Origin of the sequence: Tritonibacter aquimaris, assembly GCF_009617595.1 — a bacterium.
Lineage (GTDB): Bacteria > Pseudomonadota > Alphaproteobacteria > Rhodobacterales > Rhodobacteraceae > Epibacterium > Epibacterium aquimaris.
This window is the reverse complement of sequence record NZ_WIXK01000001.1, coordinates 559,210-575,374: the sequence shown is the minus strand read 5'-3', so window position 1 is coordinate 575,374 and position 16,165 is coordinate 559,210. Positions and strand designations below refer to the sequence as shown.

At 56.3% G+C, this 16,165-nt stretch carries 12 protein-coding genes and 1 tRNA gene; 6 read left to right on the top strand and 7 right to left on the bottom strand.

Annotation, left to right across the window (positions count from 1 at the left end; genetic code table 11):
* Positions 1 to 41: 41 nt before the first annotated feature.
* Entirely contained in the window at positions 42 to 935 is an 894-nt protein-coding gene (locus GG681_RS02765) for a LysR family transcriptional regulator (protein WP_153544808.1), read from the bottom strand.
* 129 nt (positions 936 to 1,064) lie between these two features.
* Between GG681_RS02765 and bla the strand changes: the two genes are divergently transcribed.
* A complete protein-coding gene (gene bla, locus GG681_RS02760) occupies positions 1,065 to 1,919 on the top strand; it encodes a class A beta-lactamase (RefSeq protein ID WP_153544806.1) in 855 nt (284 codons plus the stop codon).
* Between the two features lie 45 nt (positions 1,920 to 1,964).
* Here bla and GG681_RS02755 read toward each other — a convergent pair whose 3' ends face one another.
* From GG681_RS02755 to fabI, 6 genes are all read right to left on the bottom strand, one after another.
* Positions 1,965 to 3,074, bottom strand: a complete 1,110-nt coding sequence (locus GG681_RS02755; RefSeq protein ID WP_153545180.1) for a 50S ribosomal protein L11 methyltransferase — start codon at positions 3,072 to 3,074, stop codon at positions 1,965 to 1,967.
* A gap of 237 nt (positions 3,075 to 3,311) precedes the next feature.
* A complete protein-coding gene (trpE, locus tag GG681_RS02750) occupies positions 3,312 to 4,823 on the bottom strand; it encodes an anthranilate synthase component I (protein WP_153544804.1) in 1,512 nt (503 codons plus the stop codon).
* Positions 4,824 to 4,837: 14 nt separating this feature from the next.
* Positions 4,838 to 6,688 carry a peptidylprolyl isomerase gene (locus GG681_RS02745; protein ID WP_268968966.1) on the bottom strand — a complete coding sequence of 617 codons (1,851 nt, stop codon included), beginning with the start codon at positions 6,686 to 6,688 and terminating at the stop codon, positions 4,838 to 4,840.
* Between the two features lie 124 nt (positions 6,689 to 6,812).
* Positions 6,813 to 7,988, bottom strand: a complete 1,176-nt coding sequence (locus GG681_RS02740) for an aminotransferase (RefSeq protein WP_153544800.1) — start codon at positions 7,986 to 7,988, stop codon at positions 6,813 to 6,815.
* Between the two features lie 117 nt (positions 7,989 to 8,105).
* Positions 8,106 to 8,609, bottom strand: a complete 504-nt coding sequence (gene gpt / locus GG681_RS02735) for a xanthine phosphoribosyltransferase (protein ID WP_153544798.1) — start codon at positions 8,607 to 8,609, stop codon at positions 8,106 to 8,108.
* Positions 8,610 to 8,685: 76 nt separating this feature from the next.
* Positions 8,686 to 9,492, bottom strand: coding sequence for an enoyl-ACP reductase FabI (gene fabI, locus GG681_RS02730; RefSeq protein WP_153544796.1), 807 nt, complete (start codon positions 9,490 to 9,492; stop codon positions 8,686 to 8,688).
* 153 nt (positions 9,493 to 9,645) lie between these two features.
* On the opposite strand from fabI, the gene pdxH reads away from it, so the two are divergent.
* From pdxH to GG681_RS02705, 5 genes are all read left to right on the top strand, one after another.
* A complete protein-coding gene (gene pdxH, locus GG681_RS02725) occupies positions 9,646 to 10,251 on the top strand; it encodes a pyridoxamine 5'-phosphate oxidase (RefSeq protein ID WP_153544794.1) in 606 nt (201 codons plus the stop codon).
* Between the two features lie 120 nt (positions 10,252 to 10,371).
* Complete coding sequence (locus GG681_RS02720) at positions 10,372 to 10,899, top strand: cold-shock protein (RefSeq protein WP_328593240.1); 528 nt, start codon at positions 10,372 to 10,374, stop codon at positions 10,897 to 10,899.
* A 28-nt stretch (positions 10,900 to 10,927) separates the two neighbouring features.
* Positions 10,928 to 11,380, top strand: a complete 453-nt coding sequence (locus GG681_RS02715; protein WP_153544792.1) for a DUF192 domain-containing protein — start codon at positions 10,928 to 10,930, stop codon at positions 11,378 to 11,380.
* Positions 11,381 to 11,424: 44 nt separating this feature from the next.
* A tRNA-Pro gene (locus GG681_RS02710) sits at positions 11,425 to 11,501 on the top strand.
* 659 nt (positions 11,502 to 12,160) lie between these two features.
* Positions 12,161 to 15,796 (top strand): vitamin B12-dependent ribonucleotide reductase, encoded by a 3,636-nt coding sequence (locus GG681_RS02705; RefSeq protein ID WP_153544790.1) that lies wholly within the window; start codon positions 12,161 to 12,163, stop codon positions 15,794 to 15,796.
* Positions 15,797 to 16,165 lie beyond the last annotated feature (369 nt).

Genomic DNA, 16,165 nt, shown 5'->3' with positions numbered 1-16,165 from the left:
TTTTTAAACGGCGCGCTGTTTTTTTCGCGCAGCACCGCGCGTTAGCTTTTTTCAAATACGTCTGGCGCCTGCACGCATGTCTGCGTGATCCATTGGGCAAAATCGCGCATCGCCGCGCTGATTGCGCGTTCTGACGGCCAGGCCAGATAATACTGGCCAAGCGGCACCTCATCAGGGAAGGGCTGCACCAGACGCCCGTCTTGCAGGTAGCGCGCAAACATCGCCTTTGGTAGCAACGCCACACCTTCGCCTGCTGCAGCAAGTTCAGCCAGCGCAAGCGAGCTGTCAAACACCGGTCCCTGAAGCGGCGGGCAGGGGATCTGCACCGCGTCAAACCAATTGCTCCATTCCGCCGCGCGAAAACTGCGCAAAAGCGGCATCTGCCCCAGATCAGGCGGGTGGTGCAATCTTTGCGCCAGCTTAGGCGCGCAAAGTGGTGAAAACACAACCTCCATCAATGGCTGCACTTCATGGCCGGTCCAGCCGCCGGTGCCAAAGCGGATCGCCATATCCAACCCTTCGCGCAGGATTTCCACCCGGTTGTTATTGGTGGCAATGCGCAGATCAATCTGGGGGTGGGCGGCGCGAAACTGATCCAGCCGTGGCAGCAGCCAGCCCAGGGCAAAACTGCTGTTGACGCCAAGGTTCAACACTTCGGCATCGCGATTTCCTGTCAGCCGATCCAGACTGCGCGCAATGGCTTCGAAACTGTGTTCGAGCACCGGAAACAACATGCGCCCCTCATCGGTGGGCACAAGCCCCTGCGGCGTGCGCAAAAACAGCGTCACCCCCAACAGATCTTCGAGCCGGGCAATCTGGTGGCTGACCGCCGCCTGCGTCACCCGCAACTCTTGTGCGGCGCGGGTGAAACTGCCCTGACGCATTGCCACCTCAAGGGTTCTAAGCGCGTTCAGCGGAATATCCGGGCGATCCATGCATGACCTCAACTAATGGAAGGTTCTATTTTTTCTCGTCTATCAGACAAAAAGCCCGCGCAATAGAAAGGGTGCATTACTTTTGTTGATGAACAGAACCATAAACCAGACATTTGAAAGGATACCATCATGCGGCTTCGCATTTTGGCGGCAGGGTTGGGTTTGGCCCTGTCCTGTTTTAGCGCGGCAACGGCGCAGACATCATTTGACCCGCTCTCCCAAACCATCAGCGCGATTGAAACCCGCCTTGACGCGCGGGTGGGAGTTGCTTTGATCCACTCCGATCACAGCTGGTTTCACCGCCCGGACACGCCGGTTTTGCTGACCAGCACCGCAAAGACACTGATCTGCGCAACCGTTCTGGCGCAGAACGATCAAGGGCTGCTGTCGCTGGATGAACACGTGCCCATTTTGCAGGATGATCTGCTGTCATATGCGCCGGTCAGCACGCGTCATGTGGGGGGCAGTCTATCGATTGGTGATCTTTGCCTTGCCACCCTGGATCTAAGCGACAACACCGCCGCGAACCTTTTGCTGCAACGGCTGAATGGCCCCGAAACGGTCACTGCATTTCTGCGCAGCCTTGGTGATGAAGTTAGTCGGTTGGATCGTATGGAGCCTGCGCTGAACAGCCCGTCTGAAGATCTAGATACCACTACACCGCGGGCAATGGTTGAAACCCTCAGCGCGATTTTCTTTTCCGATCTCTTGTCACAAGACGCGCGGCAGCAGTTACGCAGTTGGATGGGCAAGGGTGGGGTGACCCAGAACCTTTTGCGTGAGGCTGCGCCCAAGAGCTGGAAGATCTGGGACAAATCCGGCGCAGGCAAGGACAGCCGCAGCCTGATTGCGGTGATCGCGCCGCCGAAGGGTTCGCCCTGGATTGCCGCGATCTACATCAGTGAGGCAGAGGTGGATTTTCAAACCCGCAATGCAGCCCTGCGTGAGCTTTCGGCGGCGGTTGTGGCAGTGCTGTCGCAGTAAGATTTGCGCCGCGCGGCAGAAACTGCGCGGCGCAGAATATCAGCCTTAGTGATAGGCGGGTTGTTTCCGCTTGGTCGTAAGGTTCCAGCCCTGCTGATCCCAACGCGCCGTCGGCTGATGATCAATGGCAAGGCTCAGGGCAGCGGCATCGTGTTGCGCTGTTACCGCGATTTCGGCACCGGGGTGCAGCATTTTGGGCTGATCGAGCAGAAACGCCGTGCGCCCCCAATGGCCGCCTGCACCAATATCATTGTTGACCTGAATGCCCGGCGCGAGCTGCATTTCAAAGCTCACCAAAACCGCCTGTGCGGTGCCTGCACGACTGCAGCGCAAGCGCTGGCTGACGCGTCCCGGTTCAATCGAGGGGCGGGTGAAATCAAAATCAAACAGATCCACCTTTGGCCCCAGCGCGCGCAGATCACAGGCGTCAAAATCATGCGGCGTCAGCTGTGCCACCTGGGCAAGGTGATGAAACGCGCTGAGATCAAAGCCTTCGGCGCTGGGGGGCTGCCACATCTGCTGCAGAGCCGCGCTTTCGACAAGCTGCGCCTTCAGCACACCATGTTCCGGCACGGCGCGGGCCTCTGGTTTGGCCAATACCGCCATCGCATGGGTCAAGGTCGCCAGCGCACCTTCGCCCAATAACACTGTGTCTACAATTTCAGACACCACCACATCCGCAGGCTCGGCCATATCGACGCCGATCACAATGTCATGCGACCATTTGTTGATCACGGTGATCCGGTCGCTCAGCCCGTTTTGCGCAATCACCCGGCGCGCGGCGCGGGCAATCAGCGGCTGCTGTTCGCAGGTGTATACATGTTTTGCGCCAGCACGTGCCGCCAGCATCGCCGTAAGCCCGGCGCCACAGCCAATATCCAGCACCACATCACCGGGGCGGACCTTGGCGGCAATCGCGCGCGCATAGGCCTGATTGCGAGCCTGATCCGCCAGCATAGGGAAATGCCAGCGCGGCACAAAGGTCTGATAAAGCCTCTCACGCAGCAGCTGTGCTTCGTGGTGGTGGGGATCAAGTTCCAGCGCACGCGTGAGCAACGCATCGGTGGTTAGCCCACCATCAGCCAGTGACGCGGCTTTTGCCGCTGTGACCAGCTCAGCTACCTCATCTGCGGTTTGAACATCCTGAAACTCCATCAGGAGATGAGGGGCAAGGATCGACTGTTGTTCTAACAAGTTTTAAATTTCCTCATTTGACGAAAATTCTGTCGATCCAGTTATTTCCTTGCCGCCCCTAACAAGCGGTAAAGCTGCGGCAAGTTTTTCACGCTGGCTTGATCACAGTGCTGTGTGAGGCAAAGAAAAAGGGCGCGGCAAACGCCACGCCCCTTCACCTTTTTTAAAATACTCCCGCCGAAGGCTTCTGAGCTTGCCTCAGCTGTTGCCGCCGCGAATGAAGCGCGACGCATCTGCGGCCGCGCGCCGGATGGCGTTGGATTTATGAACGGTTTCCATATATTCCGCCTCGGGGTTGCTGTCATAAACAACACCGCCGCCCGCCTGAATATAAAGCTTTTCATCTTTGACGATGGCAGTACGCAGGGCGATACACATATCCATGTCCCCCCCAGCCGAGAAATAACCAACACCGCCGCCGTAAACGCCACGTTTTTCCGGCTCAAGCTCGTCGATGATTTCCATCGCGCGCACCTTGGGCGCACCGGATACGGTGCCTGCAGGCATTCCCGCAAAAAACGCATCCAGCGCATCTTTGTCGTCATGCAGTTCACCAACGACGTTTGACACGATATGCATCACATGGCTGTAGCGCTCGATGATGAATTCCTCGGTGGGTTTCACCGTGCCGATTTTGGCCACACGACCCACGTCATTGCGCCCGAGATCCAAAAGCATCAAATGCTCGGCCAGCTCTTTTTTATCGGCAAGCAGATCGAGCTCATTGGCTTTGTCTTCTTCAGGGGTTGCGCCACGCGGGCGGGTGCCTGCGATGGGTCGGATGGTGACCTCATTGCCAAAGACCCGCACCAGGATTTCAGGCGACGCGCCCACCACCTGAAAGCCGCCGAAGTTGAAATAGAACATAAACGGCGAGGGGTTGGTGCGGCGCAGCGAGCGATAAAGCGCAAATGGCGGCAGCGGGAAATCATGGGTCCAGCGCTGTGCGGGCACCACCTGAAAGATGTCACCGGCGCGGATGTAATCCTTGGCCTTTTCCACCGCTTCCATATAGCCGGACTTGGTAAAGTTCGACACCGGTTCACCCACATCGCGGCTGTCACCCAGATCGCGGGTGGCTTCGGGCATGGCGCGTTCAAGATCACGCACCGCATCCATCACCCGCTCAGAGGCCTGCGCATAGGCTGCGCGGGCGGTCTGGTCACCATTGTTCCACACAGGCGACACCACGGTGACTTCGCCTTTTACGCCATCAAGCACGGCAATCACCGAGGGGCGCATCATCACCGCATCGGGCAGGCCAAGCGGGTCTGGGTTCACATTTGGCAGCACTTCCACATGGCGCACCATGTCATAGCCCAAATATCCAAACAGACCCGCGGCAGCCTGCGGCAGATCATCGGGCAGGTCGATTTTGCTCTCGGCCAAAAGCGCGCGCAGATTGTCGAGCGGGTTGCCGGATTGCGCTTCAAACGCCTGATCGTCAAAGCGCGCCGCGCGGTTGAGCTCAGAGTTTTCACCACGCGAACGCCAGACCAGATCCGGCTTCATACCAATAATGGAGTAGCGCCCGCGCACTTCGCCGCCGGTGACAGATTCCAGCATAAACGCATCTTTCTGCGCGCCTGTGAGTTTCAGCATCAAAGACACGGGCGTGTCGAGATCCGCCGCCAGCCGTGTGTAGACCACTTGATTGTGGCCTGCATCATAGGCTGTGGCGAAATCGCTGTATTCTGGGGTCAGAGCCATGAGAAAGCTGCCTTTTAGTGGAAGTTGGCCTGAACCGCAGACAGGGCCTGCTCGTTCACGCGGGGCTCAGCCTTGATGCGCAGATCAGTGGCCAGCGCATCAAACAGGGCCGAGGCCAGAGCCTGATCCAGCTGGGCCTCAATTGCGGAGGACAACAGCTCAAGCTCATCGTTTTGCGAAGGCTCCAGCAGCGCATCCAGGCGCACAACAGCGGTGTTTTCGGTGCCCGCAATCACGCGGTATTCACCCACGTTCATGTCAAACACGTCATTCACCAAGGTTGCCGGGGTCTGATCCAGATAGGCGGTGCGGGTGAGGCCGGTCTCAGTGACAACCTCTGCATCTTCGGCAAAACCATCCGCAGCGTTTGCTGCCTGCATCAGCGCATTGGCTTGTGCGGCAAGCGCGGTCCGGGTGCGCTGCGCCTGCCATGCGGCGAGCACATCATTTTCGATGGTGTCGAATTGGGCCGGGCGGGGCGGCAGGATTTCGTCAAGGCGGACAGCGTAGATGCTGCCATCATCGAGGAAATCGATAGTCGGGAAATCATCCACGGTCACGGCTGCGGCGCGGGCGCGGAAGCCTTCGTAGGCGGCGATGTCATCGCTGCTCACGGTGGTCCAGTTCAGGGTTGCCAGCGCAAGGCCGTCGCTGTCTGCCAGCTCTTCCAGCGTGGTGCCGCCGGCCAGCAGGTCTTCGAGATCTTCTGCGCGCGCTTCTACCAGACGACGGGCGCGATCTGATGCAACTTCACGCTGGAGCACATCGCGGACCTCATCCAAGGTGGTGTTGCGCGCGGCCAGTTTGCCGTTCACCCGATACAGCGCCGGGCCCAGATCAGAGGGCAGCGGGCCAACAACCGCATCTACATCCGCGGCAAAGATTGCATCACCCGCATCACCCAGCGCATCACGGGTCACATCGCCCAGATCCACATCCTGCAGCGTCAAACCACGATCGGCCACCAGGGTTTCAAACAGGGTGCCGCCCAGATCAAGCTGGGCTTTGGCGTGATCCGCGCTGGCCTGATCACCAAACACCAGACGTTCCACCAGACGACGCTCGGGCTGTTGATACTCCGCGCTGCGCTGATCAAACAGGGCTTGGATCGCGGCGTCATCCACCTGGACCTCTTCGAGCATCATCTCGGGCGTCAGGTGCACATAGGTGATGACTTTGGTTTCCGGCAGGGTGAAATCAGCAATGTTTTCATCGTAAAACACTCGCAATTCTGCGGTTTCCGGCAGCTCAGCCGTCAACACCGCATCATTTTCATCCAGCAGCACATAAGAGAAGCTGCGACGCGCACCGACATAATCCAGCAGCGTGTCTTTCAGCAGTGCGGGCATTTTGACCCCTGACAGGACTGAGCCCTGCAGAATGGTGCGGGCGGTTTCCTTGCGGATGTCTTCTTCAAACTCGCGCTCACTGAGGCCCGCGTTTTGCAGGGCAAAGGCATAGGCTTCGCGATCAAACTGGCCGTTGATACCCTGGAACGCGTCAATCTGGGAGATCTCACGCTGCAGGTTATGATCCCCGGTTGAGATACCAATGCGGCTGACTTCATTGTCGATCGCCGCAATGGAGACGAGCTGCGACAGCACCGCGCGATCCATGCCCAGTTCAACCAGCTGCGAAATGGTCATTGCCTGACCGGTCTGCGCCTGAAGTGCGCGCTGTTCGCGCTGCAGTTCACGGGCGTAGTCGTTGATGCTGACTTCTTCATCGCCCACAATCGCCACCGCAGTGGCGGAGCTGGTGAAGTTCACCGCACCAAAGCCGGCCAAGCCGACAATAAGCATCCCCATGAGGATCCAAACAAAGGTTTTAGAAAGCTGTTTCATGCCTGCCGCCCTGATGGCCAAAATCTCATTTCACTGCCGCCTATGGTTTAGCGCCAGTGGTTTGGGCACCTGAATACGCTGCCCAACCCAGAGGGGCAAGGGAGCGCAGCCCGCCCAGTGCTATATATGATGACAAATGCGGTGCTTATTGATCTGGCGACCAATTTGCGAGCCGGTCAAACAGTGTGTCGATCCCAGCTTCATCAATATTGGCAAAGGCAATGCGGAACTGGCGCGCGCCTTCTATGTCACCTTCGGGGGTGAACATGGTGCCCGGCAGCATCAGGATGCCGCGTTCTGCCAGCATCTGTTTGGCGATTTCATCAGAGGAGGCTGCAAACGGGTGGGAGACATAGGCAAAATACGCCCCACAGCCCAAAAGCTGCCAACCCTGTGCCACAAGCCGTTCAAAGCCGCTCACGATTTTGGCACGACGTTTGAGAATGGTCTGCCGTTCCCCCTGCAACCAGTCGCCGAGATGGCCAATCCCCCAATGGGCTGCGATCTGTCCGATCTGGTTTGGGCAGATGGTATGCGTGTCGAGAAACTTTTCAATTTCGAACATTTTTGACTCATGGGTCAGAATCGCACCAACCCGGTGTCCGGTCAGCCGGTAGGCCTTGGAAAACGAATATAAATGCACCAGTGTTTCACCCCAGTCAGGCTGTTGAAACAGGTGGTGTGCAACCTCTGAACGGCTATCAAAATCGCGATAGGTCTCATCCACGATAAGGCTGATCCGATGCTTTTTCGCCAACTCATAAAACGCCGAAAGCAGCCCATCCGGGTATTCCACACCACAGGGATTGTTGGGGGTAACCAGTACAATTGCGCGTGTGCGTTCTGTGATCAGCGCCTCGGCTGATGCAATTTCAGGCAACATATCAGAGCCAACCGCAAGCGGCACCGCGCGCACCCCCGCGAGATCCAGCGCCATTTTATGGTTGAAATACCAAGGCGTCGGCAGGATCACCTCATCACCCTCGCTGCACAGGCTGGCGATGGTCGCAGTGAACGCCTGATTGCAGCCCGCAGTGATGGCCACCTGTGCAGGCCGCACATCCGCTTGATAATGGCGCGACACGTTTTCAGCCAGCGCCTGACGCAGCTCAGTACGGCCCAGAACAGCCCCATAAAGATGGGCGCTGGTGTCGTGTAACGCAGTCACGGCAATTGCCTGACGCAGCGCTTCTGGCGGCGGATCTGCCGGGGCGGCCTGTGACAGGTTCAGCAAAGGATAGTCAGACGGGCAGGGGATTTCCGCCAGCCAGCGGCGTGAGAGCACAATCGGTGAAATAAAAGTCTGCTGCGTGCGGGACATGGGTGCTCCTGGGTAAAGTATTTCGCTGAATTAACGGGCGAAACAGCCTCTGGCGCAACAAAAAAGCGCCCCGGACCGACCGGAGCGCTTTGAAAAAAATCAGATTTCGGGCAGAGATCAATCCTTGCCGCGATAAGGCTCAACATATTGCAGCGCCATATCCCAGGGGAAAAAGATCCAAGTGTCCTGGCTGACCTCGGTGATAAACGTATCAACCTGCGGGCGGCCTTTGGGTTTGGCGTAGACGGTGGCGAAATGCGCCTTGGGGTACATATCGCGCACCAGTTCAAGCGTCTTTCCGCTGTCCACCAAATCATCGATGATCAGGATGCCTTCGCCATCTTTCATCAGCTCCGCATCCGGCGCTTTTAGCACCTGTGCGCTTCCCTGATCCTGATGGTGGTAGGATTTGACGCTGATGGTATCCACGGTGCGGATGTCGAGCTCACGGCTGACAATCATCGCAGGTGCCATACCACCGCGGGTGATAGCAACCACAGCGCGCCATGCGCCATTATCGGGGCCTTGCCCATCCAGACGCCACGCCAAAGCGCGACTGTCGCGGTGGATTTGATCCCAGCTGATGTGAAAGCCTTTTTCGTGCGGCAAACGATCGTTCATAGCGTTGCTCCTATCTGTGCGCGGCTGGTTCCGACAGGCCGCGGGCGATGTCGCCCACGGCCGTGTTTTCAAAGGGTTAGCCCTTGGTCATATCCGGCGCATCAACCGCCTTCATGCCAACGACGTGATAGCCCGCATCCACGTGCAGGTTTTCGCCGGTGACGCCCGAGCCAAGGTCAGACAACAGATAAAGCGCGGATTTACCCACGTCATCGATCGTGACGTTACGGCGCAACGGCGAGTTATGTTCGTTCCACTTCATGATGTAGCGGAAATCACCAATGCCCGACGCAGCAAGCGTTTTGATCGGACCAGCCGAGATAGCATTGACGCGAATGCCATCTTTGCCGAGGTCTTCGGCAAGGTATTTTACCGAGGCTTCCAGTGCAGCCTTGGCCACACCCATGACGTTGTAATGGGGCATAACCTGCTCTGCACCGTAGTAGGTGAGGGTCAGCGCGCTGCCACCTTCGTTCATCATCTTTTCTGCACGTTTCATCACGGCAGTGAAAGAATAGACGGAAATGTCCATTGTCATGGTGAAATTGTCACGGCTGGTGTCGACATAGCGACCACGCAGCTCGTTTTTGTCAGAAAAACCAATGGCGTGGACAATAAAGTCCAACTTACCCCATTTCTCTTCCAGGGATGCAAAAAGCGCATCGATTGATGCCTCATCCGAGACATCACAGGGCAACACAATTTCACTACCGAGTTGTGCCGCCAGTGGGCCGACTCGTTTTTTCAGGGCGTCGCCCTGGTAGGAAAATGCCAGCTCTGCGCCCGCGTCGGCGCAGGCCTTGGCGATGCCCCAAGCAATTGATTTGTCATTGGCAAGGCCCATAATTAGGCCGCGTTTGCCAGTCATGAGTTGACTAGACATGCAGGTTCTCCGCCTGTGATCACGTGATTGCTTGGTGTTTATTATGACATTGCGCCTGCTTCAAGGGGAGAGAACACAAGAGCGCCTCTTGACCCGCATCTTTGGGCGCTTAGGTTGGGTGTAACCACCGTAAAGCCCAGATAAGAGGTACATATGTCTGACCGCAGTGAACTATTTGCAGGCGATGACCCAATCCAGATTGCGCGCCGCTGGCTTGAAGAGGCCAAATCAAGCGAGATCAACGACCCGGATGCCATCGCCCTATCAACAGTTGACAGCGACGGGCTGCCCAATGTGCGCATGGTGTTGTTGAAAGAAATCGAAGACGCGGGTTTTGTGTTTTACACCAATTACGGCAGCGCCAAGGCGCAGGAGCTCGACGCCAGCGGCAAAGCGGCCTTTGTCATGCATTGGAAATCCCTACGTCGCCAAATTCGTGTGCGCGGTCTGGTCGAACGTGAAGAAGGGCCGCAAGCGGATGCTTATTATAATTCCCGCTCGCTCAAAAGCAGGCTGGGCGCCTGGGCATCGCAGCAATCACAACCCCTTTCCAGCCGGGGTGCGCTGATGGCAGAGGTGGCCAAGGTGACCGCCACCAAAGGCCCGATGCCGAAACGCCCACCATTTTGGGGCGGTTTTCGAATCTCTCCGCTGGAAATCGAATTCTGGGCCGATGGAGAGTTCCGCCTACACGATCGTTTTGTCTGGCGCCGATCAACGCTTGAGCAGCCCTGGGATATCACGCGATTGTCACCTTGATGTTTGGGTGGTTTTTCCATTTTGCGACATTTGCGAGAAATTTGTACTTGCAAATACTCGACCAGATGAAGCATCAGAAAATCGCTTAAATCACTCATAGAATATTCAGTAGGAATTCCAGTGGCAGAAGACGTTAACCTAAGCAGTATGCAGACCGTGCAGGGGGTCGTGAAATGGTTCGACCCCACCAAAGGATATGGCTTCATTGTATCCGATGAAGGCGGGCCTGACATTCTTTTACATATAAATGTGTTGCGCAACTTCGGGCAAAGCTCAATCGCCGATGGGGCTGTGGTGCAGCTGGTGGCGCATCACACGAACCGCGGCGTGCAGGCAGTGGAGGTGCTGGAAATCGAACCTCCCAAGCGTGAGGATGTCCCGGTGCTCAGCGATTTTGCCGATCTTGACATGAGCGAGGTCAGCGCCCAACCGTTGGAGGCCGCAAGGGTCAAATGGTTTGATAAGGGAAAAGGCTTTGGGTTTGCCAATATTTTTGGACGCACAGAAGATGTCTTCCTGCATGTGGAAGTTCTGCGTCAATCGGGTCTTGCCGACCTGCAACCGGGCGAAGCGCTCGCGATGCGCGTCATCGAAGGTAAGCGCGGCCGCATGGCGGTTGAAGTTCTCGCCTGGGAAGCCGCGATCTAACAACACCCTGGCCAGATGGCAGCAAGCGATGGGGATTGCTGTTGTGCTGTCTGGCCTCGGAAGCGCCGCTTGGGCGCAATGTAAAGACGACCGCGTGGATCTGCGCGGTGATTGGGGCCAGCTTTCTTTTCAGATTGAACTGGCCGACACAGCAGAAGAGCGTTCGCGCGGGTTGATGTTTCGCGAAACCATGGCGCGCGGGTCTGGAATGCTCTTTGTCTATGAGCACCCGCAGCGGGTTGCCTTCTGGATGAAAAACACACTGCTACCGCTGGATATGGTGTTCATCGAAGCGGATGGGCAGATCTCTCATATACATAAGAATGCGATTCCCGGTGACCTCACCGCGATTCCGGGCGGCGATACTGTATTTGCAGTCTTGGAAATCAACGCGGGATTGGCCTCAAGATACGGTATTTCTGTGGGTGATCAGGTCCGGCACAAAGTTTTTTCAAAAAATTCTCCAATTTGGCCATGTTAGGGGTTTTCAAATCAGAAAGGTAACTATAGGAACAGCGCACGGTCCGGGGCGTGGCGCAGTCTGGTAGCGCACCTGTTTTGGGTACAGGGGGTCGTGAGTTCGAATCTCGCCGCCCCGACCATATCTCTGATATATTGTGTTTCTCGCCGTAAGGCAGAACACAATATATTGTGAGGTTCTTCAAAAACCCTCCATCATCTTCCTGTCGATTTTTTACGCACCCGTTACTCCCGCGTGCAGTCGCTTGAGTGAAAACGCCCGTTGATTGCGCAATGTCATCGTAAGATCACAGAAAATACAGGCGTTAACATTGGTAAAGATTCACGGGTAAAAATGCTGCATCTGCGCGATCACGCGCATAGTAATTGACGATGCATTTGCGACAAGAAACCACTCGAAAACGATAATGCCCTGTTTTATAGAGCAGAAAATTTCCAAGTGAATTTTTCACGACAAACGCCCATCTGTGCTGCCGGCGCATCCTGTGAATCAAGAGATTAACAGCCGCAATCAGCAAAGAAGCCGTCAAGAGCAAAGAGGGGCAGATCGTGGTAAATTTGGCGTTGACCAATTGTGTTCAAATACGTCAAATTGTGTGTACTGGATGTGGCGCTACCAGATGTAGTAGATCACTAAATGGTACTCACTAGACCGCTCAAAACATTGATGTTTTTCCCTTGCCTGGGAACGGGGTGCGCCTTCGCATCACGAAGGTGGTTTTGTCACGTCGTATCCAGCCGGGTTGTTTATGGATAAAACTGCAGGACAGAGGCAGAGCACATGAAGATCGAGCGGAAGTTTACCACCGAAGGACAAGACGCCTACGCTGGTTTGGATTTCACAACAACAGCTTCCGAAATTCGAAATCCCGATGGGACGATCGTGTTCCGCCTTGATGACATTGAAGTGCCTGCAAGCTGGTCGCAGGTCGCAAGCGATGTGATCGCGCAGAAGTACTTTCGCAAAGCAGGTGTCCCGGTTGAAACCAAGAAAGTCCGCGAAAAGGACGTGCCCGAATTTCTGTGGCGCTCAGTACCGGCCAGCGACGAAATGGGCGGCGAGACCTCATCGAAACAGGTATTTGATCGTCTGGCTGGCGCCTGGGCCTATTGGGGCTGGAAGGGTGGCTATTTCAGCTCGGACACCGATGCGCGCGCCTATTACGACGAAATGCGCCATATGCTGGCGACCCAGCGCGCCGCCCCCAATTCACCGCAGTGGTTCAACACCGGTCTGAATTGGGCTTATGGCATTGATGGGCCTGCGCAGGGCCATCATTATGTGGATTTCAAAACGGGCAAGCTGGTCAAATCCAACAGCGCCTATGAACACCCGCAACCCCACGCCTGTTTCATCCAGTCAGTGACGGATGATCTGGTGAATGAGGGCGGTATTATGGATCTATGGGTGCGCGAGGCGCGCCTGTTCAAATATGGCTCTGGCACCGGCACCAATTTCAGCCATCTGCGCGGCGAGGGCGAAAGCCTTTCGGGCGGCGGCAAATCTTCGGGCCTCATGGGGTTCTTGAAAATCGGTGACCGCGCGGCTGGCGCGATCAAATCAGGCGGCACAACCCGTCGGGCAGCAAAGATGGTGATCGTGGATGCCGATCACCCGGATATTGAAGACTTCATCCAGTGGAAGGTGCTGGAGGAGCAGAAAGTTGCCTCTATTGTTGCGGGCTCAAAGATGCATGAGAAAATGCTCAACGGCATTTTCCAGGCGATCCGCAACTGGGACGGGGCGGAGGCAGATGCCACTGATCCGGCCAAAAACGACGGGCTGAAAAAGGCCGTGCGTGAGGCCAAAAAGGTTGCAATCCCAGAGACCTACGTCAAACGCGTGCTGGATTACGCCAAACAAGGCTACACCAGCATTGAGTTCCCGACCTATGACACCGATTGGGACAGCGAAGCCTATAGTTCGGTTTCGGGGCAAAACTCCAACAACTCAATCCGCGTCACCAATGCATTTTTGACCGCAGTTGAAAAAGACGCGGACTGGGAGCTGATCAACCGTGTGGATGGCACAGTTGCCAAAACCGTCAAGGCGCGCGACCTGTGGGAAAAGGTGGGTCATGCGGCTTGGGCCTGCGCCGATCCCGGCATTCAGTTCCATGACACCGTGAATGAGTGGCACACCTGCCCGGAAGATGGTGAAATCCGCGGTTCAAACCCGTGTTCGGAATATATGTTCCTGGATGACACCGCCTGTAATCTGGCCTCGATGAACCTGCTGACCTTTCTTAAGGGCGGTAAGTTTCAGGCAGAAGATTTCATGCATGCCTGCCGCCTGTGGACGCTGACGCTGGAAATCTCGGTGACCATGGCGCAGTTCCCATCAAAAGAGATTGCGCAGCGGTCTTATGATTTCCGCACCCTGGGTCTGGGCTATGCCAATATCGGCGGCCTGTTGATGAATATGGGTTACGGCTATGATTCAGACGAGGGTCGCTCCCTTTGTGGTACGCTGACCGCGCTGATGACGGGCGTTTCCTACGCCACATCCGCGGAAATCGCCGGTGAGCTGGGCGCCTTCGCAGGATATGAGCGCAACGCGAAACATATGCTCAAGGTGATCCGCAACCACCGCAATGCAGCGCGGGGCATGGCCAGCGGCTATGAAGGGCTGTCGGTCAAACCCGTGCCGCTCGATCTGGAAAACTGCCCGGATGCGCGGCTGGTGGAATTTGCCATGAGCGCCTGGGATGAGGCGCTGGAACTTGGTGAACGCCACGGCTATCGCAACGCGCAGACCACAGTGATTGCGCCCACCGGCACCATTGGCCTGGTGATGGATTGCGACACCACGGGCATTGAGCCTGATTTTGCCCTGGTGAAGTTCAAAAAACTTGCGGGCGGCGGCTATTTCAAGATCATCAACCGTTCGGTTCCCGCCGCGCTTGATGGGCTGGGCTACACATCTTCGCAAATCGAAGAGATCGTGTCTTATGCGGTGGGCCATGGCACTATTGGCAATGCGCCGTCGATCAACCACACATCCCTGACGGGCCATGGGTTTGGACCCGAAGAGCTTGCAAAAATTGATGCAGCCCTTGAAAGCGCCTTTGACGTGCGCTTTGTCTTTAACCAGTGGACGCTGGGCGAAGATTTCTGCACCGGGGTTCTGGGCATCCCAACCCCCAAGCTGAGCGATCCAACCTTTGATCTGCTAAAACACCTTGGTTTCAACAAAAGCGACATTGACGCCGCCAATGACCACGTCTGCGGCACCATGACATTGGAAGGCGCGCCGCATCTGCGCCCCGAACATTACGCCATCTTTGATTGCGCCAATCCATGTGGCAAAAAAGGTGAGCGTTATCTGAGCGTTGAAAGCCATATCCGCATGATGGCGGCAGCGCAGTCGTTCATTTCCGGCGCGATTTCCAAGACCATCAATATGGCCAATACCGCCACTATCGAAGACTGCCAGAGCGCCTATGAGCTGAGCTGGTCTTTGGGGGTGAAGGCCAATGCGCTTTATCGTGATGGATCAAAACTCAGCCAGCCGCTGGCCGCGGCACTGGTCGAAGATGATGATGAAGCGGCCGAAGTGCTGGAAACCGGCAAGCCGCAGGAAAAAGCGGTGGTGCTGGCCGAAAAGATCGTCGAAAAAGTTGTCATCAAAGAGGTGATGAAATCCCATCGCACCAAGATGCCAGAGCGGCGCAAAGGCTACACCCAAAAGGCGGTTGTGGGTGGGCATAAGGTCTATCTGCGCACCGGGGAATACTCAGACGGTTCTCTCGGTGAGATCTTTATCGACATGCACAAGGAAGGCGCGGGCTTTAGGGCGATGATGAACAACTTCGCCATCGCCGTGTCGGTTGGTCTGCAATATGGTGTGCCGCTGGAAGAATTTGTCGATGCGTTTACCTTCACCAAGTTTGAGCCCGCGGGCATGGTGCAGGGCAATGATTCAATCAAAAACGCAACCTCGATCCTTGATTATATCTTCCGCGAACTTGCGGTCTCTTATCTGGATCGCACCGATCTGGCGCACGTAAAGCCAGAAGGCGCGAGCTTTGATGATCTGGGGCGCGGCGAAAAGGAAGAGGGCGTTTCCAACGTGTCGGAAATCAGTGAAAGCGCAGCGAGCAAATCGCTTGAGGTGCTGAAGCAGATTTCATCAACAGGTTATCTGCGCAAACGTCTGCCGCAGGATCTGGTGGCGCTGCGCGGCGGACGTGACACCCCAAGCGAAATCAGCGAGTTGAGTGATCCCGTGACCGCGTTGCAAAAGCTGGTGCCTGAAACCAGCCTACCTGCCGCAAGCGGGATGGATGCGCGCACTAAGGCACGGATGCAGGGCTATGAGGGTGATCCCTGTGGCGAATGCGGCAACTACACTTTGGTGCGCAACGGCACCTGCATGAAATGTAACACCTGCGGCTCAACATCTGGCTGCAGTTAAAGGCAGACGCGTAAGCGCTGCGGCCTATGGCCCCCGGGCTGAAAACGGGGGTCACGACATTCAAATCCTGGGGCGGGTGCGCTCGCCCTCAGCGTCGTTCAGACCACAGGCAAGAACCAACGGGCGGTATAAATAAGCTGAGTCTGAGGGACGAAACTGACCTCCTCTTGTTTTAAGAGGAGGTCTTTATTTTTTTGGCATCACATATGCGTGACCGGAAAACTAACGTAAACTCCAACTCCATTTTGGAAACTTTGGGTTAAGCAATTTCTGCAAAACTTAATCCAAGGGTATCTGGATGGCCCGCCATCCTCCGCTGCAACCCCGTGAATTCATACGAACTGTACCTCGTGCAAGCCCTGGCTTGTG